Origin of the sequence: Paenibacillus sp. 1001270B_150601_E10 (genome assembly GCF_015558675.1) — a bacterium.
Classification (GTDB): domain Bacteria; phylum Bacillota; class Bacilli; order Paenibacillales; family Paenibacillaceae; genus Paenibacillus_B.
This window is the reverse complement of record NZ_JADMOL010000018.1, coordinates 34,060-60,735: the sequence shown is the minus strand read 5'-3', so window position 1 is coordinate 60,735 and position 26,676 is coordinate 34,060. Positions and strand designations below refer to the sequence as shown.

At 48.7% G+C, this 26,676-nt stretch carries 11 protein-coding genes; all 11 read right to left on the bottom strand.

Annotation, left to right across the window (positions count from 1 at the left end; all coding sequences use genetic code 11):
- Nucleotides 1-38 precede the first annotated feature (38 nt).
- The gene (locus I2H74_RS22925; protein WP_195576568.1) at nt 39-1,181 is read right to left on the bottom strand and encodes a radical SAM/SPASM domain-containing protein; all 1,143 of its coding nucleotides are present in this window, start codon (nt 1,179-1,181) and stop codon (nt 39-41) included.
- Between the two features lie 14 nt (nt 1,182-1,195).
- Nucleotides 1,196-1,465 (bottom strand): acyl carrier protein, encoded by a 270-nt coding sequence (locus I2H74_RS22920; protein ID WP_195576567.1) that lies wholly within the window; start codon nt 1,463-1,465, stop codon nt 1,196-1,198.
- 30 nt (nt 1,466-1,495) lie between these two features.
- Nucleotides 1,496-5,089 carry a beta-ketoacyl synthase N-terminal-like domain-containing protein gene (locus tag I2H74_RS22915; RefSeq protein WP_195576566.1) on the bottom strand — a complete coding sequence of 1,198 codons (3,594 nt, stop codon included), beginning with the start codon at nt 5,087-5,089 and terminating at the stop codon, nt 1,496-1,498.
- A complete protein-coding gene (locus I2H74_RS22910; RefSeq protein ID WP_195576565.1) occupies nt 5,082-9,176 on the bottom strand; it encodes an SDR family NAD(P)-dependent oxidoreductase in 4,095 nt (1,364 codons plus the stop codon). Before I2H74_RS22910 ends, I2H74_RS22915 begins: the two co-directional genes overlap by 8 nt.
- 24 nt (nt 9,177-9,200) lie before the next feature.
- The gene (gene fabD / locus I2H74_RS22905) at nt 9,201-10,484 is read right to left on the bottom strand and encodes an ACP S-malonyltransferase (RefSeq protein WP_195576564.1); all 1,284 of its coding nucleotides are present in this window, start codon (nt 10,482-10,484) and stop codon (nt 9,201-9,203) included.
- Nucleotides 10,485-10,497: 13 nt separating this feature from the next.
- Nucleotides 10,498-14,346, bottom strand: coding sequence for a non-ribosomal peptide synthetase (locus I2H74_RS22900; RefSeq protein ID WP_195576563.1), 3,849 nt, complete (start codon nt 14,344-14,346; stop codon nt 10,498-10,500).
- A 37-nt stretch (nt 14,347-14,383) separates the two neighbouring features.
- Entirely contained in the window at nt 14,384-17,506 is a 3,123-nt protein-coding gene (locus tag I2H74_RS22895; protein ID WP_195576562.1) for a cyclic peptide export ABC transporter, read from the bottom strand.
- Entirely contained in the window at nt 17,499-18,743 is a 1,245-nt protein-coding gene (locus I2H74_RS22890; protein ID WP_195576561.1) for a macrolide family glycosyltransferase, read from the bottom strand. The genes I2H74_RS22895 and I2H74_RS22890 overlap by 8 nt, the downstream gene beginning before the upstream one ends.
- Before the next feature lie 222 nt (nt 18,744-18,965).
- Nucleotides 18,966-23,492, bottom strand: coding sequence for a non-ribosomal peptide synthetase (locus I2H74_RS22885; protein ID WP_195576560.1), 4,527 nt, complete (start codon nt 23,490-23,492; stop codon nt 18,966-18,968).
- Nucleotides 23,493-24,387: 895 nt separating this feature from the next.
- The gene (locus tag I2H74_RS22880) at nt 24,388-25,347 is read right to left on the bottom strand and encodes a vWA domain-containing protein (protein ID WP_195576559.1); all 960 of its coding nucleotides are present in this window, start codon (nt 25,345-25,347) and stop codon (nt 24,388-24,390) included.
- Nucleotides 25,348-25,475: 128 nt separating this feature from the next.
- Entirely contained in the window at nt 25,476-26,603 is a 1,128-nt protein-coding gene (locus I2H74_RS22875; protein ID WP_195576558.1) for an AAA family ATPase, read from the bottom strand.
- Between the last annotated feature and the right edge of the window lie 73 nt (nt 26,604-26,676).

The window sequence follows — 26,676 nt, the reverse complement described above, 5'->3', positions numbered from 1 at the left end:
CGACTGACCTCCATTGGCTAGGTTGCAATTCTTAGGCATTAAAATGATTCTGGATCTGCAAACATCCGTGTGCATCGATTACACATCATCAGATTGGTCGTTCTTAAGTAATCACGGAATTGGGTCGCACGCTCGCCCTCCCACATTTCCGTAAATGTATTCTCATAGATGTTGCCATACTTGAAATCCGGTAAGTCAACGCATGGATATACATCGCCTGTACGGCGAATAATTAGCTCATGCCAAGGCGCCACGCACTTGGAGCGGCCAAATACGTTCTCAATGTCCGTATAGTAATCGTGAATATCAATATAGTGAGAGGAATCAATGCCTTCTTCTGCCCACAGCTCCTCTAGTTCCTTTTTCAAAAGCTGTGTATCCATCGGAATGGACTCTTCAACAAAGCCCTGCCAAGCTGGCGAGACATCGCAGCCTAAGTCATGCTTCATCTGAGTCGCATAAGCCTGGCCGCGTTCTGGTGTCGTAAATAAGAGTGGAGCCAGGTTCACAGACAAGTCACGACGTTTGGACCATGGGTTGCGAGGATCGTGCAGGACGACATCGGCATCCTGGAAACGTTCGCGAAGCGCACGCATAAACTGCTTAATGCTGAGATAGTTGGATGGCGAAAGCACCATCGTAATATTGATAAACGGGAACATCTTCTTCCGTCTGCGTTTTTCCTCAATCAGCGCGTCGATGTTCTCGCAAATCTTCTGGAAGCTGCCTTTTCCGCGAATCGCGTCATGGAACTCTTCCGGCCCATCAATCGAAATGTTCATCGCGACGATGTTTTCCATAATGAATTCAACGCGGTTTTTAATTAACGAACCATTGGTCAGCAGGTAAATATTCGCCTTGCGCTTCCGCAAATGCTCGACCAGTTCGGTAAAGTGCTTATAAAGCATCGGCTCGCCGCCTGTAATGATGACACCGAGATTTTTATTTACCGCAGTAACCTCGTCAAGAAATCCCTTTAGTACATCAATATCGAGCTGTTCACGGATCGCACGTTGCGGCTCTTTAAGCGCCCAGCCGGTTTCTCCCCATATATGGCAGAAATTGCAGCGATAGTTACAAAGCTCTGACGGGAACAATGTAAGCTGCTTGATTTCTGGTGCTAGATTGCGAACATGCTCCTCTAGAGCCACTCCTCCGAGTCTACCTGCCTTCGTTAGCATAAGTCATCCCCCTCTTATTGTTCCTCGTTCTGATTCAAGCTGATATAATTCATAATTTGATTAATCGTGCTAAAATTACGGAAATCAAGGTCCTCATCACTCCACGACACGCCAAATTCCATCTCTGTTGCAATCACAAGCTTGATAAAGGTTAAGGAATTAATGCCTAGCGATGACAAATCCTCATCAGGGTCGCATTGGTCAAGCAAGCTGGGATCATCGACGTTGTCCTTCAGCAGGTCAATTACTCTCTGTCTTAGTTCGTCCTTTGTTTCGATTGTCATCTTCGTTCCTCCTAAATGATTGGTTATATATTAAATGGGTTGAAGCTCATTAAAAAGCTGAGACAGAAACTGCTGTTCTGCTGCAACCAGTCGCTCCCATCTCGCATGAATAGCCTCGATTCGCTCCTCCTGATAGATTGGAGCATAGAAGAATCGAACGATTCCCTTGCGAATGGTGTCCCAATGCTCAACACATTCGCGATGAGCGGTTAGAAGAGAAGCTTCCTCGCCATAGAGAGCCGTTAATCGGTATCCCTCCACCTGCTTCGCATTGAGAATCTGATTCAGCATCTCGATGATCGATTCCACGTGCTGCTTCATGCTCTCTTCATTAGAGCTCGCTTCGATAAACCAGGCTGCGAATTGCTGCAGCACCGTCATGCTCCCCTGCAGACGAAGGCGATTCGCTGCCAAGTGGCACTCGAAACGCTGCTTCAATTCATGAATCGTTGGCTCCCAATATGGAGCATCTTGATGGTGATGAATGACATAATAAGCAGCTCGAGGCTCTAGCTGTTGATAATGCGTCTCATAGGCTTTGCAAGCACGGACAAGATCATCAAATGCGATCAAGCAAGGCTTGTAGGAGAGATTTTCCCGTCGGTCATGCTCGATGATATGAAACATTTGAGATCTCTCATCAAATCCATATACCAGCAACGTATGATCTACATGCTGCTTCAGATAAGCGTCGTTGCGGAATGGCATCTCGTAGCAGTCGACCCAAACGATAACGGGATCTCCTTGGCTAATGCTTTCAACGAGCACATTCTTGATTTCCCCAAATGCATACTGGGTTTGGACCGATAAATTCATTTGTTGGAAGAGCTTTTCCTGGGGCTCTACCTCTTCGTATCGCAGTTCATAGCCCTGCGTTCCTTCTGTATCGGATCGCTGATATAAAAGTAAATCGTTGATGAGATACGGCAGAATGCTGCCCCCAAAGTGCTTGACTACTGGGAAAAAGGAATTGTAAAAGCAATTGCGGTAATAGAGATCGTTAAATGGCTCGATATGAGGAAGCATGACCGAATTGCCTGATGGATAGTAATCATTATTCGCCCTCTCGCCGTTTCGAGTACCCTGTTCCAGTTCCAATGCTGCGGCGGCTTGATCAATGATGCTGTCCTCTGAAATACCACTTTCAAACGCCGCAGCAGCAACTTGTGCCTGTGGGTGAACGGCTGCTTCCTCGTTGCCTTCATAAAAATGAAGGGCATCGATCGCCTCACTAGAGTCATTCGAAGCAATCGAAACGGCGGAATCGCTGGAGGCAGCGGCTCGTTGAGCTTGTCCACTGGACTGCTGCTCGATATAGGAAGCAGCCTCGCGAATCGTCGAGTACCGATACAAGAGGTCGGATTCAAATGAAATCCCCGCCTGTTCCAGCTCTACTTCAACGCGTATGGTAAGTATCGAGTTGCCGCCAAGCTCAAAGAAGTCATCGTCAATATCGATCTCCTTGACTCCTAACAGCTCTTCCCACAGCGCGGCTAATCGCATTTCGGTTGACGTATAGCTTCCATCCGCTCTGCCATTTAGTATAGGAACATACGCTTCTGCTCTTTCACTCAGGCTTGCCAATGATGCTGTGACTGCTTCTCTACTTAATTCAGCCGCAGCAGGGATCGTCCATGCTGGCAGCGTATCTGCCGCTGGATCAATCCAGCAGCGTGACGTTTCAAAGCGATAGACTGGGAGATTCAGCTTTGAGGATGGACGCCCCTCATATAACACCTCCCAATTCACATCTGCACCTAGGACATAGAGCTGGGCAAGCTTGTCGAACACTCCCTTATCCATTCCGCCACCCGTTGAGACTCTTTGATGGATCAGCTCATTGGCTGCTTCGCTTCGAGCTTTGAGTTCGTCTGATGTATATTCGCCGCGCTTCCGACTCTCTTTGCGACCGTTTGCAACTCGATGCTCACTATAGAAAATGCCTTTTTCCGATGTATCTTCAAGGCCATCTAAGCCTGCTTCCAGCACGGTGTACAGCTTGTCCAATAAGCTTGGAATGCTGTTTGCGATGATCGCCAATCTGCAGCTATAATGCCCTCGCCCTGTTTGCGCTGTGAAGCTCAGGTCCGAAAAGCTTCCTTCAAGCTTAGGGAGCTCACGAACATAGGCTTGAAGGAGCCGCAATAACGCAGGCCTGCTCTTAGCCGATAGAACCATGAGCTGATCATCACGATTCGGATCGCCTTGGTCTGAGCGAGGATCGCCTAACGGCGCTTCCTCTAGAACGAGGTGACAATTCGTGCCGCTGAAGCCGAAAGAGCTTACGCCGCATCGTCTCGGATGCTCTCCGCTCTTCTCCCAATGCTCTAAGCGATCATTGACATAGAGCGGGGAGCTTTCAAAGGCAATATTCCGGTTCGGCCTCGTAAAATGAAGCGTTGGCGGCAGCTTCTTATACTTGAGTGCTGCGATTGCCTTCGCTAATCCAGCAACTCCTGAAGCGGCATCCAAATGCCCGACATTGGTCTTAACTGAGCCGATGGCACAGAACTGTTTGCGATTCGTATAGTGGCGGAATGCCCTACGGATTCCATCAGCCTCAATCGGATCGCCAAGCTTCGTTCCTGTACCGTGGGCCTCGATATAGCCGATCGTCTCCGGATGAACGCCCGCATCCTTCCATGCTCGCATGAGAAGCTTCTCCTGCGAAGCGGCATTAGGTGCGGTTAATCCTACGGATGTCCCGTCCTGGTTCATGGCGCTGCCACGAATGACCGCATGAATGGGGTCTTTGTCTCGAAGAGCCTGGCTTAATGGCTTGAGCAGCAATGCGACTGTTCCTTCCCCCCAGACCGTCCCATCGGAGCTTTCGTCGAATGCGCTCGTTTTTCGATTGGAGGATTCGATGCCAATCTCAAATAGTCCATCCACTGGCATTAGGCATACCTTTACTCCACCTGCGATAGCCATCTCGCATTCTGCATTTCTAAGCGCCATACAGGCAAGGTGCACCGCTACCAACGAGGAGGAGCAGGCTGTATCCACCAGCAATGCAGGACCTTGCAAATCCAGCATATAAGCAATGCGGCCTGCAATAATGGAAGGCGTGTTGCCTGTGCTTGCCATCGGAATCTGCGAGGGCTGATTTTTGGTAATGTACTGGCCATATACAGGCCAATCCGCATATCCAAGATAAACGCCTGTTTTACTGCCTTGAATTCGCTTGCCTCCATAGCCCGCATCCTCAATCGCCTCCCAGGCAGCCTGCAAGAACAGCCGCTGATTCGGATCCATTAAGGAGGCTTCCTTTGGAGATAGATTGAAAAAGGCATAGTCAAACTTATCGATATCCTGCATAAATCCGCCATGGCTAAATGGAACGGAGTCCGCTTGCAGCTGGGTAAAGGTGCGGATAAAGCCTAGGCTATCCCGCTGACGCTCTTCCGACAGCGGCCCGATGAAATCTCGGCCCTGCTCAAGGTTGCTCCAGAACTGCGGGAGATTATCCGCTCCAGGCATTTTTAAGGAAAGTCCAATGATTGCAATATCCTTGCGCTCAGTCGGTTGCTGCTCCTTAAGCGTTCGAAGCAGCTGCATCGCAGCCTTCTCGTTCAATTGACCATTCGCAACCTGCTCAAAGATTTGACTCGCTAGTTTATCCATGTGCGACCTCCATCCCGCGATATTGATCAACCGCATGCTCGATGGATATTTCTTTTCGCTTCACTTGCTCAATCAGCTCAAGTATCGCTTCATTCAAGGAATCTGCTTCAAACGCCCCCAGCACCGGGACACCTGCTTCTTCCTTATTGGAAACGACGGCATGTAGATGGTCGGTTATCCGAGCAACCGTTGGATACGAGAACATATCCGCCACCGTAGTCAGACCGGGGAACTCCTCATCGATATAATGATGTACCCTCGTGATCAGAATGGAATCCCCGCCGATCTCAAAGAAGTTGGCATGCACATCCAGTTCCTCGTAGCCAAGCACTTCCTTCCAAGCCCCCAGCACCACTTCTTCGATCTCGTTTCGAGTACTAGGCCCTATATGCGGCGCCTCAGGACTACCGATTGAAGCACCTGCTGAACGCCTCGAATTCGTCTTTACGTCCGTATCGGGTACTGATGATAGCGTCAAGGCCTGTTGAACCTGCTCCGATTGGCGAAACGGAAGCAGCTCTCTTAGAGCAAACAAGTGGCTGCTGCGATTCCATTTCCCGACAATCGCTTGACGTACGGGAGCGGCTTCAGATGCTAGGAGAAGCGCTTGGAATGCCATGATGCCGTCCTCTTCAGCCATAAGACAGAACATCTCCTTCGATTCATCCACGATCTCTGTCTCATCCTGCTTCCAAGCCGGCCAATTGATCGTTAACGTTCTCAAGCCAAGACGGCTGCGATAAGCCGAATATCCATCCAAATAGGCATTGCCCGCGGTATATGGACCTGAGCCGATTCCGCCCACCAACGTTATAGCGGACGAGAAGAGAACCAAGAAGTCAGGCTTATCCTGCCGTGTTAAATGATCCAGCAGCCACGTCCCTGTCGTCTTGGACGCGATGACCGAACGCAGTTCTTCCTCCGACAATCGGCTCATTAGATTGCCTTCGGAGACCCCTGCAGCGTGAACGATGCCAGCAATTCGCCCATAGCGCTCTCGCAGAGTTGTTATCGCCTTACTCAGCTGCTCATGATTCGAGGCATCCGCTTGGATAACTTCAATCTGCGCACCGGCACCCTCCATTTCACGAATAGCACGTATCGCATAGATCATTCTTTTCTCCTGATCTACTACACGTGCTAGTTCCGTTTGTTCTAATTCAGCCCACTGCTCTCTTGGCGGCAAAGCCGTTCTTCCCATCAAGGCAAGGCTGATGCTGCCATTTGATGCTTTTACCAAATGGGAAGCGATCAGCAGTCCGATGCTGCCAAGGCCGCCTGTAAGGAGATAGATTCCGTTTGTTTCCTTGGAATCGATCGGTAACATCTTTGCGGAATTGGATTCGGCTGCCTTCAGCTCCAGCACATCTACTCGCTCCACATAACGTTTGCCTTCACGATAAGCTGTCCAATACTCATTTGATTCGCTTTCCAGCTCAGTGCAAACGCACTCTTCCATATCCGACTGTAAGTCCACATCCACCCAACGGATTCTAAGATTCGGCTTCTCCCAACCAACAGCCTTGCTCAGCCCGATCATGGCGAATTGCTCTGGACGAATCCTTGCCTGCTCTGACGTCACCTCATCTGCATTGGAAGCAACCAGCGTAACGGCAATCGATTCATGACCTTCCCGACGTGTCAGTGCGTGCATCAGCCGATAGAGCCGATATATCGATTGACCCATTTGCTCTTCATGCTGCACTATTGTCTCCGGTGCATGACTGCTGGCAGCAAACCGCAGATCTACAAGTTGAAGAGATCGTCCACTTGCAGACTCGAGTGTATTTTGCGCATCTACTGAATGTGATGCATGGAATATATCTTGTCCATCGAATGAACCGAGTGCATTTGCCAGCAAACGTTCATAATCTTCTATCTCGTCCCGTATGATATACTTCGTCTCATCGACTCGTTCATAGCGATCACCCATGACAGCCTCGATAACTTTCGAACCAGCTGTTGTCCATCTGCTTATAAATGGGTTGCTAAGCTGATCCTTCTCCGTCAGGAGCAGAATCGTCTCCCTTCCCCGCTCTTTTCGAACATCCTTCGGCAGCGGCTCATGGAGCCATCTACGCTGATGATAGAACGCATGTTGAACCGGATCATGACCGTCATTCTTCCTGACTTCGTTAGCGCTAATGTTTTTAGTCGGGGAAATTCGTGATTTAGCCCGAGGTGATTGATCTGTCAGCCTCACCCAGCAACGATAGCGGTCAAATGGATAAGCTGGAAAGCTGAGGCGTCTTCTTCGCTCCTTCCGATACAGTCGGTCCCATGGCATGCTTGCGCCTTGCACATAGAGCCTGCCTAACTCGGCACAACGCGCACGATCCTGTCTATCAGAGGATAGGTACGCACTTAATGCCGCTTCTGCCGCTGCACGAATCGCTTCAGGGTTCGAATCTGCTCGATCACACGAACCGGCATATAAGGAGCTGCTCATCGCCTCCTGTGATTGTTCTTCCGCATCCTTGAATCCAGCGGCCTGCAAGCTACTCAGCTCTGCAACCAGCTCTTCCGTGCTTTTCGCCGCGATCGCAATCCGGTAACGATAATGTCCTCTGCCCGTGCTCAAGGTATAGCATAGATCGCCAACATTAATGGAGGGATGACGCGTTACATAATCCAAGCTTGCCTGCACATAGTTCTCCAATGCAGACACTGTATGTGCAGACAGTACGAACAGTCGATATTCATCCAGCTGTGAATGCAATGAGGCGCGCTCTGCTGGAGCCTCCTCCACCACAACATGACAGTTCGTACCGCTAATGCCAAAGGAGCTCACTCCACATCTGCGAGGATATGGGCTGCTTTCCCATTCCATCAGCTTATCGTTCACATATACAGGAGATTCCGCAAAATCAATCACTCGATTCGGCCGATCAAAATGAAGCGTCGGATAGATGCATTTGTTCTTTAGCGAAAGAACAGCTTTGAGCAAACCTGCAATGCCCGCGGCATTATCCAAATGGCCAATGCTGCTCTTTAGTGCCCCGATCGCACAAAACTGCCGTTTGTCCGTAAAGCGTCGGAAAGCCCGCTTCAACCCTTCCACTTCAATCGGATCTCCAAGCTTTGTCCCCGTGCCGTGGGTCTCGATATATCCAATGGTCTCGGGATCGATATCCGCCTGCTTCCACGCGTCAACAATCACTGCCTCCTGTGCCTCCGCATTAGGAGCGGTGATGCCTACGGAGCCGCCATCCTGATTCAGGGAACTCGACTTGATCACAGCATAAATGTGATCACGAGCTTCAATCGCTTGTTCGAGCGGCTTCAGCATCATCGCTACAGCTCCCTCGCCGGTCCCGGTCCCGTCAGCTTGATCATCAAACGTTCTCGCTCGTGATGTGGAGGATTCAATGCCTACCTCATATTCACGAATGGGAACCAGGTGAAGCTGAATTCCGCCTACAATCGCGGAATCACACTCGCCACTACGAATCGCCTGGCACGCCAGGTGAACGGCTACCAGCGAAGAGGAACACGTTGAATCGACAATGAAGCTTGGGCCCCGGAGATTCATCAAGTACGATAAGCGGCTTGCGATAATGGGACGTACATTGCCTGCCATAGACATGGAGACAGCCTCTGGCTCCACCTCTCGAATCAGCTTTAAGTAGTCTGCATCCGAGCCGTAGCCAACATAGACGCCTGTCCGACTCCCTGCAAGCTTGCCGCCGCCATAGCCAGCATCCTCAATTGCCCGCCAGGCTGTCTCTAAAAACAGTCGCTGGTTCGGGTCCAGCAAGCTTGCTTCTCGCGGCGAAAGCTTAAAGAAGGAATAATCAAATTTATCGATTTCATCAAGATAGGCGGCCTCTCCGTAAGCCAAGCCCTCCGGATCGTACCCTATTTTCTTAAAATACAAATCGGTATCCTGCTTGCGCAGGGAAGGGATTGGTCTAACACAATCCCTTCCTGATCTTAGATTGTGAGCAAATTGCTCAACCGTGTCGGCGAGCGGCAGCTTCACCGCAATGCCGACAATCGCGATATCCTGATTCGATGTTCGATCAAAGGCTACATCCTCAAGCGCTGCAGCAGACTTGCGGTTTAATTTGATTGACTGAAAATCCACCTTGATCACCTCCGCATCACATCATTAAGCGATTACCCATGAATCAGGTGAGAATTCTGGAAACAATGCAGCAGTGCCCGTTTTCTCTAGAATGTCGGCAAATCGCTTCTGCTGCTCTTGTTGAGGCACCATTTTGGTATCCAGCATTTGCTTTAGCAGCTTAAGCGCCTCCTGCATCTGAGCTTGTGTAGGCGGTTCGCCGGTCTCATCCAATTGCTCCTGCAGTCGTTGGACCTGCCGATATGGCAGAATGAAGCCTTGTTCATACGCCTCCGAATCCCAATTCCGGTTGCGTGTGCATACGGCAGCTGCAAGGCACCGTGTAACCACATTGTTTGTAGCTTGATGACGGGCCTGATCCATAATGTCGGCTTCAAGCTCCTTTTGAAGCGCATCAAGCTCTGCTGCTTTTTCATATGGATAGCACATAACGGACTTGGCGTCTGCTCGCATGAACTGTGTCAGCACCTGCTTAGCACCAAGCTCCGCTGCAAGGCTAACCCCCTGCTCCACAAACAGTTTCATCGTCTCATCCCACCGCACAGGAGCAGTCAGCTGCTCAGTCAAATAATCGACGACCTGATCCGGAGATTCATACGGTTTGCCAGTGACATTCGATATTACCGGCCATCGGAACGTGCTATAGGTGCAGGATGCCAGCTCCTCTTTGAAGCGAATGGCCGCTCCTTTCATCAGCGGACTATGGAAAGGCGCGCTTACTTGTAAAAACGCGATGCGTGTGCTGTGTCTTTCGAGCTCGCGTGCCGCCTCCTCGACTGCCGCTCGATGCCCAGAAATCACGAGCTGTCCGGAAGAATTATAGTTGGAGATAACCACCTCCTGCTGTTCGGAGATCGATGCCCGCTGGCAAGCCTCTTCAACACGATTGGGATCGGCGCCTATAATCGCGCACATGGCGCCAGTGCCCTCGGCTGCTGCTTCCTGCATCAGTTGACCTCTCCGTCTTACAAGCCTTAGCGCATCTTGGAATGTCATTACGCCAGCACAAGTCAGCGCAGAGAATTCGCCTAAGCTGTGACCCGCCGAATAGGCAGGCACTACGCCGACTTCCTCCATATATACTCGGAATGCTGCAACGCTCACGGTAAGCAGCGCAGGCTGCGCATTCTCCGTTCGCGTCAGTTTCTCAGAGCTGCCATTTGCGATAAGCGCTTGAAGATCAAAGCCCAATACCTCATTGGCTTCAGCGAATGCCGCTCTTGCTGCAGCCGAACGTTCAAGCAGGTCCTGGCCCATCCCAATATATTGCGAGCCTTGACCTGGAAATAGAAGCGCTAGCTTTCTCATCTACGATTCCTCCTTACGACATCACGCGGCTTGCGGTCAACTGACGGAGCAGATCAACATATCCGTTAGCGAGCATTTGGACCGCTTCCTTTTTTAACCGCTTGTCGTTGAATTTGATCGAAATAGACAGCTGACCTTCATCAGCTTGATCCTCTATTCCCCAAGCCATATCGTATATATCAAGCCACGCCGCATTGACATCAAGATCATGTTGGCGATAAATAAGAGGAAGCACCTCATCTGCTCCCTTTTTCAGATGTGCCGCTTGCATGCGTTCGATTAGATAAGCATTCGCATCGTTAGTTCGGCTCTGATGTACTTGCTGAAACAGCTCCTCAAACCCACTAATCGATGAGAATGCTATAGATAAAGGTACAGCCTGTTCACTATCGTTCTGCAGACTGTGGATCGAAGCATGAGGCTGTTCATTCAACTCGCTGAACAAATACAGTGCGATGCTTGTTAACACATCGAACGTTTCCACGTTATGACCCAATGCCAATCTATCTATGCTCTCTTGAAGCTGGGCTTGAAGATGGAACCGTACGACTCCCAGGCCGCTGCCGCTCGTGTGATGCTGGAAAAAAGCTGCTGGGAGCTGTTGATAAACGTTCCATGTTGACTGTTCCTCTTTGTTCGGGACGCCGTGTTTTTCGTCTATCCATTTGGCCAGCTTCGTAATCGTTGTATAGGAAAAGAGATCGACGATTTGAATGCCCCAGCCGTATTCCTTCTCAAGCTTGGCGTGAAGCTGCATAAGCAGGATCGAATTGCCTCCGAGATCAAAGAAATGCTCATGAAGCCCGATCGCCTCTACCTTCAGCACTTCCTGCCATACTTGTCGGATACGGCTTTCGGTCTCACTAGCCTCGCTTGCAGGATACAACTCTGCGCGATCCGTTACAGCCAGTCTGTCTGTCACTTGAAGCAGTGCCTTCCGGTCCAGCTTGCCGTTAGAAGTCTTTGGAACCTCGTGGATACGGTAGAAGAAGGTTGGAATCATATAAGCTGGTAAAAAAGCCGAAAGCTCGTCCCGCAGCTCATTCGCTGTTACGTCACGATTGATCCTGACATATGCGGCAAGAATCATCATGCCGTGTTCATCTTGATGCGCAAGCACAACCGCTTCATCGATCGCTTCAAGATCAAGCAAACGATGCTCGATATCGCCTGGTTCTACGCGATAGCCTCGAATCTTCACTTGCTGGTCATTTCTTCCGACGTAAAGCAGACTGCCATCTGAACGCCATAGCCCGATGTCGCCTGTGCGATACATGCGCGCATGTGCATCAAAAGGATCCGTGGTAAAATGCCGATCCGTGAGATCTGGTCGATTCAGGTAGCCTCTCGCTACACCCGCTCCTGCGATGCAGATCTCCCCTGGCACTCCAACTGGCAGCGGATGCCCATAGGAATCCAGCACATATACGCGGTAATTCCATATAGGCTTGCCGATAGGAATGCTGGTTTTGGAAGCCGGTTCCGGCGAGCAGCGATGATACGTCGCACATACCGTCGCTTCAGTCGGGCCATAGGTGTTGTAGACCGCTGCCTTCTTGATCAGCTCCGACATATACTCCGGCTTCAATACGTCTCCGCCGCTAATAAAGATTCGGACGCTGTCCATACCGGATTGCTTATTAAGCTCGTTCATTAAAAGAGGAGAGCACGACACGATCGTAACGTGATGACGGTCAATCAGCTGAACCAGCTTTGGCATGTCGATCACATCGGTCTTCTGCGCAATCACAACCTGCCCGCCAGCGAGCAGCACCGGATATACTTCCTCTACAAATTGGTCAAAGGAGCACGAGGCTTGCTGCAAAAAGGTATCTTTGTCGTTTAAGTGAAACTCATGCTGGAAGGCATCAACATAGGCCAACAAGTTGCGGTGTTCAACCACTACCCCCTTCGGCGTCCCTGTTGAGCCTGACGTGTATAGGATGTACGCGGCATCTCTAGCTTTGCTCGCAAGAGGAACAGGATTATCTTGAACTGTATTAGCGGTTGGCATCTCCTTCTCTATGCACACGCAGGTGCCTTCAAATGCAATGGAGTCTGGGAGACCAGTGTCGTCCACTACCACTATCCTTGTTCCGCTGTCCTGAAGAATCTGATTGATTCGACCTGGCGCGTAATCATAGTCGATCGGCACATAGGCGGCCCCTGACTTGAGTACAGCAAGCATGGCAATAAGGAGCTGTTCAGATCGATCAAGCCATATCGCGACAGGCTCGTCGGCACGAATGCCAAGCGTTCGGATCTGATGCGCCAGCCGATTGGCCGCTTGGTCAATCTCTTGATACGTATAGCTCTGTTCGCCGCTGATCAGGGCTATGCTGTCCGGTGACTTTTGGACTCGTCTTTCAAATCGAAGCTGGACAACATCTTCTTCAACAGGTTCTAGTTCGTCAGACTCTAGCTGTCCAGCTTGGAGACACTTGGAAGACCTGCGGTTAAACGAAGAGAGAAGCTCTTCCCTCTCACCCGCTGTCAGCAGCTGAAGCTCATTGATCTTCGCCTCCTCCTTGCTGAACATTTGCAGGACGATCTGTTTATAGTGATTGGCAAGCCGATCAATCATCGCCCTTGAGAAGGAATTAGGATCATAAGCAAACTCTAGTGCTAGCTCTCCGGTCACCTTTGGCTGAACACCAATCGTCAGCCCATAGTGCGTCGATTCCACCATCTCATACTTCCCAATTCGCAAGTCACCCGCTTGGCCAATCCTCGTATCCAACGGGTAGTTCTCCACCACCATAATCGAGTTGAACAACGGCTCGTAAGAATCAGCGCCACTATAAGCGTTTATATCAACGAGTGGAGTCAGCTCATAATCTACACGCTGTTTAAGCTGATTGTTAATAGACTTAACAAGCTGCTGAACAGGGTCATCTGCTGTCCAACATATCCGCAGCGGTACGGTATTGATGAATAAGCCGATCATCTCTTCCATTCCAGAAAGTTCTGGTGTTCTGCCTGATACGGTCGTGCCAAACAGCACATCCTCCGTTCCGCAGTAACGCCCGAGAAGCAAGCTCCAAGCTGCATATAGATAAGCAGCCAGTGTAATCTCATGCCGCTGCGTATAGTGAGAGATAGCCTCTACCTCTTGGAACGAGAGGGTTAGCGTGCTCACATCACATCTATTACTCGCTTCAGCCGCTTCACGTTCGTTAAAAGCCGCTTTCTGCTCCGTTAGCTGTGTGCGTTCCTGCCATCCCTTAAACGCCTGCTCCCAATACTGCCGCTGCTTAGCTTTGTCTTGGCGCTGCAGGAGCTGAACATATTGCTTGAATGGCGTCTTTGCATTCGTTCTTATAGCTGATGACGATCCATCCTTGATGGCTTGATAGGTTTGTATAAACTCCTTTAACAGCACCCCATTGCTCCAGCCATCAAATAAGATATGATGCCATGTGAGAATCATCTCGCATGACTCGTTGTCTATCAGACACAGCGTAATTCGCATCGGTTCAATTTCAAGATCAAGCTCTTTCTTGAGATCGCGAGCTTTAAGCTCTGCAATCAGCGTCTCCGCCTGTTCAGCCGTATAGCTGGAGTAATCATTTACAACGATCGGAATGTCCATCTCTCTTAGCACAATCTGAACAGGCTTCTCAAGCTTCTCCCAACGGTACACCGTTCGCAGCACGTCATTTGCACGAGCAACGCTCTGCCATGCTTGCCGAACAGCTTCAACCGAGCAATGACCAGATAAGCGTGCGGAAAACTGCTGCGTGTAGTATCCCTTGTCCTTGTCGCTTCTGTAATGAAACAGCAGGCCTTCCTGCATCGGTGTTAGTGCTAGGATATCTTCCACATTGGCCTTGTCCAATTTGGTTGAACGACTTTCTCTCATTTTGCTTCATCCTCTCATGCTGGCAAGTAGATCGATTTTATTTCGAATAAACGAGAGTTTCCTTCGCTTTTATCTCAGCGTTTTGTTCTACCTGCACAACCTGACCAAGCTCCATCTTGATAACCTGATCTGCCATATGGAAGTAGCGGTCATCATGCGTAATGGCAATAATGCATTTCCCTCTTTGCTTAAGCTCAGGAAGCAAGGTGTGATAGAAGAATGCCCGATATTCCGGATCTTGGTCTGCCGCCCATTCATCGAACAAGCAGATTGGGCGATCTTCAAGATAGCTAATAAGCAGTGCGAGCCGTTTGCGTTGTCCTGTCGACAGCTTCGTCGTATTAAGGGAGCCGTCACGAATCTCAACCTTATCCTGAAGATGGAGCACATTCAGATGATGCTCAATCTCAGCCTGCTTCGAGGAGTAAGGAACGCCATACAGCTTTTCAAACAGATAAAAGTCACTGAATATCGCAGAAAACTGTTGGCTTAACTCTCTTGCAGGGACAGGTTGTCCATTTATCGTTATTCCGCCCTGCATAGGTTCATAGAGTCCTGTTATCAGTTTCGCTAGCGTTGACTTTCCGCTTCCGTTGCCACCGGTGATAAAGGTAATCTGACCTGTCTCGAAAGCACAGTTGATCGGTCCTACAGCGAAGCTTTCGCCTTCGCGATTGCCGTACCGATATTCCACGGATTGCAGCTTAAGCTCGATCGTCTCCGCTGGTTCGATACTGGTAGCAGCTTGCTGCTGTGCTACTTGGATGGCATCCAGTTCCCGTGACAGCTCATTAATCCGATTCCAGCTGATACGAACACGGAAGATGTTCGGAATCGTTCCCAGGATGCCATGAACTGGACCTGTCATATAAAGTAGAACAAATACATAATTGCGCAGCGTGCTCACCTTCAGCTCCGTGAACAATATCGGGAATAGGAAGACCACGGCACCGATAACGAAGGTAAACAGCAGCTCGCCGATTACGTTCACGTTCGCAAATTTGAGATCGCCGCCAATCCGTTTCTCACGGTAAGCATGGCAGTTGTCCTGCATGTCTTTCTTGAAATCTTCTCGTTTGTCTCGGTTCAAGCTAAGTTCTTTGAATCCGCCCGTTAAGTCATGAATAAAGCGGAAGAATACGTTTTGAATATCCCGCATTTGCTCCCACAGCTGATTCGCCTTCAAGCCCGTAAAGTAATGAATGCCGGCAGCAACGATGATAAAGCCGATTGCCATCAGGACTCCCATCGGGCTAATCATGCCCATGTAGACAAAGCAGCTGATTAGAGTGACTAAGCTGGTAGCTCCCGTAATGACAATGTTGGAGAAGCCGCTAATCGCCTCTGTATCGTTATTGAGAGAGGCAGGAATTTTGCCATCCTCTACGCCTTCGATTTTTTGATAGGACGTATTCAGAATCTTGCCTAGCAGTTCCATCCGCTTCTCATACACCATGTCATTCGCGATACGAACGAGCCTGGTTCGCACGAGCTTCTGTCCAAATACATAGATGGCTATCCCAAGAACAAAGTAGAGCAGCATGCCGCTTTGGAACTTATCGAGATCTCGATTCAATGTTTCATTCACGATGAAGATAATGAGTGCATTGCCAAAGCCGCTTGCTACACTAAGCAGGGTTATGGCAAAGAAAGAACGATCATCTGACTTTGGAAATACGGTCGTGAATAGGAAGTACAAGCCGAACAAGCAAATGGTTGCAAACAAGGAGAAAACAGCATAAATCAATGTGTTTGGCGCCCACACTTGCACGAATGCCCAGTTCACGCCCCAGAAGAGCGTATCTGGAATTTGGTATAGGCAATAAGCAAGACCTGCCATAAATAAAGCAAAGATTACAAATCCGGTAACCGCTGTAGCGTGGCGGCCAACATATCTGCGGCTGCCCCTAATTGCCTGCCACACAGCCTTCCCTGTCAGCCAGAAGACTAACAGCATTACGGGCATTGTTAAGAGAAGCACAACGGAAGCAATCATATCGATGCTTTTGTACATATCGCTTGCAGGCTCAGGAACTTCCTTGCCGGCAATCATGTTCATGAGGCCTTGAGCCGCTGCTCCAGAAAACGGGGAATTCATGTTGGTAAGCACCGCTACCCCATAACCGTCGGCTGGACGCAGGACGAAATACGTCGAGAAGTTGGGATTGCCGCCTGCGTGAGCCAGCATCCCGGTTCCATCCTGATAGACACTCCAGCCTGCCGCATATGAAGAGCCATCACCTGATGGCGCAACAGAGCGATCTGGCTCATGGGAACGATTGAGCCATTTCTCGAAGTCCTTTGATTCTGGTGCTGCTCCCATTTGGATCTTGAGCCATGCTGCCACGTCCAATGTATTGGAAATGATATAGCCCGCAGGCGTATTTCCTCGATACATCGGGGCATCGTAAGCTGATGGCCGGAGCACGCTGAGCTTATATCCTACTGCCATTTCGCCACGAGCGGCATCCTCGCGGAACATATACGTTTGCTTTAAATTCAGCGGATCCAGCACATGCTGCTGAACGTATTGCTCATAGGACATGCCAGAGACTTGCTGAATGATAAGAGCAAGCACATCATAGTTGATGGTCGCATATTCGTATTTCTCGCCCGGCTCGTGATCAAGCTTCTGCCCGATTTGAGTACGAACCGTTCTCTCTAGCGCCTGGTCATCATCCGCGGCAGGAATGTCCGCGATACTATGGAACGGAATTCCGCTTGTATGATGCAGCAAATGCTTAATGCGTATATCAGCGGGCTTGCCCTTATAAGTAGTCTCGAACCATGGGAGGTATTTCGAGACAGAATCCTCTAGATTCACTAGCCCCTGATCCTCCAGCTGGATCAAGGCAAGCCCCGTAAAGGCTTTACTCGTGGAGCCAAGCTCAAACAACGTCTCAGGCGTCACAGGCACATCGTTCTGGACATCTGCATAACCGAATCCTTTTTGGTAGACCGTCTCGTTCCCTTTTACGATGACCACGGACATTCCGGGAATCTTTGATTTGTCCAGCATATCCTCGATATAAGCATCAATATCATTAACTGTGGCGGAACCTATCGTAGAAGCGGCTGCTGACAGCATCCCATTGGTCGTACTTATGAAAAGGATAGCGATTAAACCTATCGACAATAGCAGCCGTGATAATTTATTCATGGCACACCTTCTGTTTCGCAAATTGTATGACTTTATCTACTGCATGCTCTAAGCCGCCTGCTGACTTAAAGGATTGCATGATCCATTCGCATTTCTCACGGTAAAGAGGATTCTCCAGCACCTCTTCCACCATTTCTCGCAATTGTTCTTTCGTAGGCCGTTGATCACGCAAATAAATTCCCGTACCCGACCGTTCCACCATCAAAGCCCCCATAAATTCGTCAAACACCTGCGGCAGCACGATCATAGGCACTGCGCTGCACAACGATTCATAGATGCTATTCGCCCCGCCATGCGTAATAAAGGCGTCAGCCCTGCCTAATAGCTTCAATTGAGGCACATATGGCCGAACGATAAAGTTGTCGGGGACTGGACCTAATGATGCTACATCGGTTTGAATGCCAAGCGACATGACGACTTGATACTTGGAATCTCCCAATGCGTCAAAGCAGGCCTGATAAAGCTCAGACAGATTATGAAGAATCGTCCCGAAGGCAGCGTAGATTAAAGGTCTGCCGTCCAACTGCTCGAATGGAAAGTCCAAAGGCTCTTCCCTTGGATAAATCTCATAGCCCGCAAACACATGCGTATCGTCAAATACCTCTTCATAGATTTGAAATTCACGAGAGGTAAACACTAGGTTAAGCGGCTCCTTGCTGCAAAAGATATCATTCATGACATTCATCGATGGCTTTCCATATTTGAGCCCGATGACGCGAGACAGCTTATCCATCAGCTTTTTGTACAGGTCATGCTGTCCCTTATGCTTAAGATAGAGGGGATCATCAGAAGCAAGCAGCACAACATCCATAAAAAACGCCGGGTCTTTCTTCGCCATCTCATCGATAAAGGGGAAGTTTGAAAATACGGAGATCCCCGGTATTTGAAGCTCCGCGGCAAGCTCTTTTCCCCACAAGCAGAAGCTGTCATGGATGATATAGTCAGGCTGCAATTCACGAACCTCTTCACGCAGAGCCTCCACGATGTTCCGACACTTGTCCATGATAAAGTCCGCAAATATAAGCAGGGTCTCTATCCCTGTTCCATTATGTCTGCCAAAGCTGAGCAGCCCTTGATAGCTGCGAAAGGTCGCCCCTGTCTGTTCAATCTTCTCGCGAAAGGGATCACTGCAATAGTAGAAAACCTCTTCGCCTCTCTCGATTAGCTTGTGGATCAATCCGAGCGTTGGATTCACATGCCCGTGCAGATCAACCCCGAAAAACACTACTCTGGACATCTCGAACGACCTCCTTTGAGATCTCGGATCATGAAATGCTGTTTTATCGTATTTCCGCCAGCATAGGCATCGAATATTTCGTAGTTTGAGTAAAGGACCGAATTCCTGTCGCTAATAGGTAAAATATCCTTCAGGCCGCTGATGTTTGATGCTTTCTTAACTGGATAAAGGCCGCATAGTGAAATGTTCTTCGATCGCTGTGCCTTTCTTCTTTCAATCTTTTTAGAAAAACAAGCTATCAAGCTCCTCCTGAGACAGCTTGGCCGCTTCAAAGTCGGATGGCGTATATTCCCTCACTTGATTGCCTGCACAATGGCTCAGAATCCGCAACAACGCATCTTGGTAGGCATCCATAAGTCTAGCAATCGTGTCGTCCTTGAACCGACTGCGGCTATAAGTAATGCTGAACTTTAGCGATTGGTTAACGATCATCGCCTGTATGTCGAGCAAGCAGGTAAGCTCATTGCGTCTGCTTGTATCAAGACCGCTGGTCTCTTTCGCTAATGTGAACCAAGGGTTGTCCCAGGCACCGTCAAAGTCGCCTAGGTAATTAAATCGAATCATATTCCTTGAATCATATTTCGAAGCAAACTGTCCGTTCGATTGCAAAATGCCAAATCCGATACCCTGCATAGGAATGGAGCGAATTTGCTCTTTAACCCCTTTAATCAAAGTAGCCAGTGTCGAAGCATCCGCCCCTCGTTCAGAACACACCAACTTCATAGGGTACATACTAGTGAACCAGCCAATGGTACGGGATAGATCCAGCTCTTCCAGCGATTCGCGTCCATGTGACTCCAATTCGATAACGGATTCCTCCACCTGGAAGCTTTCGCCTATTGCTCGGGTTAATGCTGCGACGAGCAATTCCAACGGCTTCGTACCGTACGCCTGATGACAATCATAGAGCAGACTATGTGTCTCCTCAGCTGTAAATCTATGCTCTAGCGTATGAGAACTGCTCACCAAGGATCGGCCCTCGCTATAATCTGTAGGAAGTGGACTTATAGCAGCAATCGTCTGCTCCCAATACTGCTGTTCCAGTGATGAAATAGAATATCTCGACAATGCATCAGACCACATCTGAAGGGACGCCGTTTTGGATGGCAGTAAGAACGCTTCTCCGCGTGCTTGACTGCTCAACGATTCCGCTATATCCTCGAGCAAGATTCGCCACGATACACCGTCAATCACAAGGTGATGCGCCGTAATGAGAAGTCTCTTTCCGTTACGTCCAAGATCAAATAAACAGCACCCGATCAAGATCGTATCGCGAAGGTGGAACTGTGACTTGAAGGTTTCGCTTAATTCCGCCATGCGCACCAATTGTGCATGATCATCGATATCTGCCAAGGATATGGATTGAAAGGGGATCATACGATCTGTTTGATTGTGGTAAATGATCGCTCGTTCATCCATATTGACTTGCAGGCGCAATCCGTCATGATGTTCGACGAGTCGCAGCAGTATCGCTTTAACCATGTCGGCATTTATTTCTGATTTCAAATCCAGCAATACGGATTGATGATAGTAGTCTGGCTCTTCAAGCTGCTGCTCAAAAAACCATGAAACAATCGGCCACGGCATGACTTTTCCTTCACAGCGCTCCTGCGGATAAGTGCGAGCATGCTTCAAGGACTCAAGCCTTAATGCCATCTGTTCAATGATCGGATACTCCAAGATGTCTCTGACCTTAAGCGAATAGCCATATCGATTGATGCGGGAAGAGACTTGAATCGCTTTAATTGAATCTCCGCCCAAATCATAGAAGTGATCATACAGGCCTACTCCCTCGAGCTGCAAAACATCCCTTACAACCTCGATCAAATCTGCTTCATTACGGTTTCGTGCTGCTGCGTGCCCGTTTTCCTGTACTAAAGTAAAGTCCGGTTCAGGAAGCAGCGCTCGGTTCACTTTGCCATTAATCGTTAGCGGTATTTCGTCCAGCTCCACAAATGCCGCAGGCACCATATAACCAGGTAATATGTGGGACAACTGCTGCTTGAGATCATTCACTTCCACTGAAGCATGCTTAACGAAATACGCACATAAGTATTTTCCAAGTCTATCATTCTCTCGATCAATAACGACTGCGTCAGAAATTGCTGTATGCTGGGTGATTGCCTTCTCAATCTCCCCAGTCTCAATGCGATAACCACGGATCTTCACTTGATGATCGACACGGCCGATATATTCGATCTTGCCATCCGGAAGCCGCTTCACCAAATCCCCTGTACGGTACATTCGAGTTCCGGGAACAAACGGATTCGTTAAAAATCGTTCCTGTGTCAGCTCCTCACGATGCAAATATCCCCTAGCGACGCCATCGCCGGCAATGTACAGCTCGCCAATCGTTCCGGTCATGACTGGATTCTGATCCTGATCCAGAATGTAGAGCATGACATTATCCGCAGGGACACCGATCGGTACGGATACTCGCTTGTCTTCGTTAGGATGATATTGATGAATCATGCAGCCCACGACTGTTTCGGTTGGGCCGTACTCGTTGTAGATCTCGATTGCTCCTCCAAAAGACTCGGTGATCTCTTTCGCAAGGCTCGTTTTCAGATCTTCACCGCCAACGATAAAGCGCCCTACGGATGATCCCGTATTATCCCGTTCTTTTAATAATGCGAGATGGGCAGGAGTCAGCTTTATGATGGTCGAAGCATTGTCTCGCATAATGCGGTATAGAATAAATTCATCTCCGTTATCGCGATACACGACAATACGACCGCCGCTTATCAGCGGAGTAAAGATGGAGGTTACGGTAAGATCGAAGGCGAGGGATGAATACAGTGGAAACGTCGGGATAGAATCGCGAACGTACACCTTTTTTGCCCACCAGATATAATTCGTTAGACCTCTGTGCTCAATCATCGCGCCTTTCGGGCGGCCTGTTGAGCCTGATGTATAGATGACATATGCCAGGTCGTGAAGCTCATGAACATATTGGACGTTGGACGAATCAAGTCCATCCAAAGAAAGCTCCGAATAAACGAGCACCTCGCCTGAATAATCTGCAAGCAGACCATCTGATAGATTGGTGATGACGAGTTCAGCACCGGAGTCTTCCAGCATATATCGAATTCGCTCTTCAGGATAAGCCGGATCAATAGGCAGATAGGTACCGCCTGCCTTCATCACAGCTAGAATGGCAACAACCGCCTCAATCGAATGCTGCATCCACAGCCCAACGATGGATTCACGCGCAATACCCTTTTGCATCATATAATGGGCCAACCGATTGGCCTGTTCATTTAGCTGCCGATACGTCCAAGTCTCCTGCTCGTACACGATGGCCAGAGCTTCTGGATTCTGTCTTGCCTGCTCCTCAAAGAGCTGCAGGATAGTCTGATCTTTCGGATAAGACACTACCGTTTGATTATAGTCATACAGCTCACGGTGCTTCTCCGCTGCTGTTAATAGGGTTAAACTTTTAATCGCTGCCTGAGGGTTGTCCAGCATCTGCTCGACAATAAGCAGCATTCGTTGAGACAACTCCTCTATCTGCTCCGATTGATATGCATCTATTCGATAGTCATAATCCAGCGTGAGGCCGCCATCAGCGGACCAATGCTTAATGACAATCTGGAGCTCGTACAGCTGATGGCCGTTGTAGAACTCGACATTCTCGATCGGTGTGCCGTTCAAGCTGGTTTGAAGCTTCGTATTGTAATAATTGATGCTTGTATGAAACAGCTGATCGTAGCCTTTTTTCTTCAACTCCAACTCCTGAGCAAGCAGGTCATACGGGTAGCGCTGATGAAAGTAGCATTCCATCAGTCCTTTTTGCACGGAGCTTAGCGTCTCCTCGATGCTTGATTCAGGATCAAGCGCGAAGCGAAAAGGCATCGTGCTGGTAAACATCCCGTACATGGATTTCTCCTTTTTGCCGGAGCGATTCAATACAGGGGTTCCGACAACTAGATCCCGCTGCTGCGTTGCCTTGTACGTATAGATCAAGTAAGCGAGCACAAAAAACGTATTTAGTGATATTCCCGCTTCATTCGTCCATGATTGAATACGTTGAGATCGCTCAGGATCGAGTTGTAACGTATACCGTCTTCCCTCCGTGCTGCTGATGGTTGCCTGTGTTACGCCTTCGGGAATCGTCTTGAATTTGTCATGCCAGAACTGCTTGCTTTTACTGAATCTTGGCGAAGTCAAATAACGATCCGACGCCTGAACATACTCAACATATGATGGCGGTTCCGGAGCAGCAGCAATGGTCTCCCCATTTAGCAGTTGGGCATACAATTCCGCAATCTGGGAGGTGGTCAGCTGATTCGACCAGCCGTCAGAGATGATATGATGGATCTTTACCAAATAGCCGTTATCTTCATTCGATAAGCGAAACATCGCAAAATAGTACAGCTTGGTATTCACTAAAGGAATTGGCTTTCTTGCCTCGCTATCCACCCATGACCAAAAAGATGCTTCTGGATCAGGTTCCCTTGAAAAATCAAAAAAATCGAGCGGCTGTTCCTCTTCGTCTTTAACCCTTTGCAGAGCATCTCCATCTCGATCCACTAACTGAATTCGAAGTCCCTCATGACGGCGAATAAAAGCATGGATCGCTTGCTCCAGCAGTGCAAAGTCAACTTCACCTTTAATACGAACAGGGCCGCCAATGTTCGCTATGGATGTGCCGGGAAAGATCTGCTCCATATACCATATGCGCTTCTGCGGATGGGTCAAAGGATACGTGACATCGCTCAACACTTGAACGGATGTCGTTACACTCATGTGAAATTCCTCCCATATACCAAGTTAGATAGATCTCGCATCGATTCTATATAGATTGAATGAATATGGATCTCAATATATAGGCCAAGCCCTGATATGCTGTTTTCAATTATGGGATTAATAGAAATAGACTAGAGAAGATATATATATCAAAATATGGGATATGGGTTGTTTAGGCCCTATTGGGGCAACTACGGAATCGTTCCAGGATAGAAATCTTGTTGTAAATGAACACATATATAAACGCTTGTATAAGCTTCGGAATAGCCAAACAATTAATCCGATTTAATTTTTAGTAAAAAAATAAAAAGTTTATTTCAGATTGGGAAAGTATGAGTAGATTCTAGGAGCGCTTCCCTATTAATAGGAGATGTGGGAAAGTTCATTGGTGATGGGTTAATTAGCCTTACTCTACCAAAGATTATCAAAAAAAGTCAATATGACCAATGGAGTATTTTGTAATTTCCTTCCGTCGATAAAAGTAGATTAAAGTTGAAATATTAAGATTTTTGTCGATAAAAATTCAAGTAAAACACCATCCCCTCTCCATTCATTCATATCATTAAAAATATAATTGATACCCTAAACTATTTTCCTAATGATCCCACAATATCCCTACATTTACCTAACGTCAAGTTTATTTTATTCGTTTTTAAATGAATTTTTTGTGTATAAGCAGAAACGTTATTTATGATTCTATACGCTTGTTTTTGCACCACCTTTTTACTCAAGTTTGAAAACTGTTTAGCCATCAGCTAGCCTTTACGCATGTCAGGACTTCTGACCTACTACTGATCACAAAGCAAAAATCGAGCATCCATCAGATATTCTATCTAATAGACACTCGATTTTTATATAAAGTTGCTAATAATTTGAACGCCTATTCATGCAAGCCTTATAAATACCGCGCTATAATCCTGACTAACTTAGCAGGCAGCTCTTGCAGATTAGTGATATCAAGGTACCTTTCATTGCCGTAGATCTGACTAATTACGTTCTTATCCTGACCAATCGCGGCCGCCAAAAAGGTTACGCCCTTGCGTTCATATTCCGCGATGGTCTGCTGCATATCTGTCATCGCATAGCCGCCCGTATAATCCTCCATGGCTTTTGGCTGACCGTCGCTTATGCTGATCAACAGCTTCGTCTTATGGGCAGCCGCCGCCAAGCGATCGGCCATCAAGCGAAGAGCCATGCCATCGCGGTTGTTGCTTCTCGCACGAATCCCCATCAGTCGATATCGATCCGTAGGGTCTACTTTATCAAAATCGGCGTAAGCGAAGAGTGACATCTGCTCCAGCCTAGATACATCAGCAGTATCTCCATAGATAAGGACCGGAATGTCGCACATCTGGCAAAATTCATATACCGCGATAACAGCGCGCTTAGCCGCCTCTAATCGTCCAAAGGCTGCCATTGAGGCAGATTCATCCACCCTTAAGCCGACCACAAGCGAAGGTGAATCGGACGGTGGACGCTTTTTAGCAAACGTTCTAAAATCACGATAGGCCATGCTGTCTGCCTGAAACTTCGTTCCGTAATACTGATGCTTGGCATAATCCGAGGATACTTCATGCTCAAGCAGCGGAAGCGTCTTCCTTGCGATCTCCCTTACGATAGGCATGAGCGAACGGCTTAGCTTCTCGTATTCCATCTGATGCACCGAATCAGATTCGGGCCGATGCACGATAAGCTTTACTCCATTATGGATGGAATGAGAGGCTGTCTCCCTGGCCGATCGATTCAATTGTTTGCGGAATTCACGCTCTCTTTGCTTCGCTTCCTCGTCCATAGCTTCAGGATTGGCCTGATGATACTTGGGAGAACCGTCTTCACCCCGATCAGAGCTTTCCATATCTGAAGATGGATCTGCCTCCGCAGATGCGCTTTCTTCACTATCCGACGATCTTTTTAAAGCGATGCCAGCTTCCTCTTCTTTATCGTCCTGAGTCCAATCGCCATCGTCTATGCTTCCCCATGTTTTTATTTCGATCTCATCGATTTTTCGTTTTTTTTTACGTGATCCTCAAGCTGCTCCAAGCTTTTAATCAGACCTTCAAGGTTAAGCGCATCTTCGAGCAGCTTGATTTCGTCCGAGTCCGTCGTGATCTTATAGATCACCTTGTAATAGAGCGATTCTTTAGCGGAAGCTCCGCCTGCAATGGCATCTACCCAGTAGAAAAAGGATCGCATGCCCGCGACACCTTTAATCGCATTAGCCCGGGCGGCTTTATCCAGCGTTATGATGATCTTAGCCAGAACATCGAGCACCTGTTCATCCTGATAGCCCGTCTTGGCAATCGCCCGCTCAACCATGACCTCCTTCGTCGGCAGATCCATCTTCTCCGCATGCTGAATGCGATCGCGCAGCGCCTCATTGAGCGGTCTAGCTCCAGCGTAGCTGCGGTTGGTCGTAATCACCACGATAAAATCCGGATGTCTGCGAATTACCTCTGTCGGAAGATTGAGGCTTCCGTCCAGCTCCAAGGCAGAATTTAACGCCATTAATACGGCTGCGTCCCGAATGACATTCGGCTCTTGAATCTCAAGCAAATAGCCATGTTGATAGGCTCTCACAATCTCGGACGGGTAGAAGCGATACTCGACGTTTTCGCCCTCCGCATGATCATTAGCCAGCTTCATCAGTTGCTTTAGTTTTGAAACAGCCTCCTCCGGGGTGAATTTCAGGACGCTCGTTAAGATTGCCGTCGCACTCTGAAAGCCATCCCCCTCATAGAGGGCCTTCAATGCAGCTTGATCGTTAAGCTCAAGCTGCTCTAACCCCTCAGTGGACAACACCGGCAGAATGGCGCCGATAATATCGGATTTGTCCATATCGGCAAAGCAGGTTACCTTCGTATAAGGCAGCCCAAAATTAGCAGACAATGCCTTTGCAAGCTGCGTCTTGCCCGTCCCTGCATCACCCTCTAGGAGGATGTTGGCGATCTTCATCTCCCCGCGATTCCAATTGCGCACAATCTCCTCGCTAATGCGCCGCTCCTGTTCACTATCCTTATGTGACTGCGACTTATTCCAAATCAACGCTCGTTCTTCCTTCGTTAACAGCCGTTCAGGCGATAACGCATATAGGGTTGATTGCTGTTCATTCATCTTTGTTCCCTCCAAAACATGATCACGTGCGTGAATGCTCGTTCACCAGCGAGGGTTAGCTGTTTATGGGAAA

Excerpts from the sequence above, each read along its gene's own strand:
- I2H74_RS22925 (WP_195576568.1), bottom strand. The coding sequence starts at position 1,181 with ATGCTAACGAAGGCAGGTAGACTCGGAGGAGTGGCTCTAGAGGAGCAT.
- I2H74_RS22920 (WP_195576567.1), bottom strand. The coding sequence starts at position 1,465 with ATGACAATCGAAACAAAGGACGAACTAAGACAGAGAGTAATTGACCTG.
- I2H74_RS22915 (WP_195576566.1), bottom strand. The coding sequence starts at position 5,089 with ATGGATAAACTAGCGAGTCAAATCTTTGAGCAGGTTGCGAATGGTCAA.
- fabD (WP_195576564.1), bottom strand. The coding sequence starts at position 10,484 with ATGAGAAAGCTAGCGCTTCTATTTCCAGGTCAAGGCTCGCAATATATT.
- I2H74_RS22900 (WP_195576563.1), bottom strand. The coding sequence starts at position 14,346 with ATGAGAGAAAGTCGTTCAACCAAATTGGACAAGGCCAATGTGGAAGAT.
- I2H74_RS22895 (WP_195576562.1), bottom strand. The coding sequence starts at position 17,506 with ATGAATAAATTATCACGGCTGCTATTGTCGATAGGTTTAATCGCTATC.
- I2H74_RS22890 (WP_195576561.1), bottom strand. The coding sequence starts at position 18,743 with ATGTCCAGAGTAGTGTTTTTCGGGGTTGATCTGCACGGGCATGTGAAT.
- I2H74_RS22885 (WP_195576560.1), bottom strand. The coding sequence starts at position 23,492 with ATGAGTGTAACGACATCCGTTCAAGTGTTGAGCGATGTCACGTATCCT.
- I2H74_RS22880 (WP_195576559.1), bottom strand. The coding sequence starts at position 25,347 with ATGGAAAGCTCTGATCGGGGTGAAGACGGTTCTCCCAAGTATCATCAG.
- I2H74_RS22875 (WP_195576558.1), bottom strand. The coding sequence starts at position 26,603 with ATGAATGAACAGCAATCAACCCTATATGCGTTATCGCCTGAACGGCTG.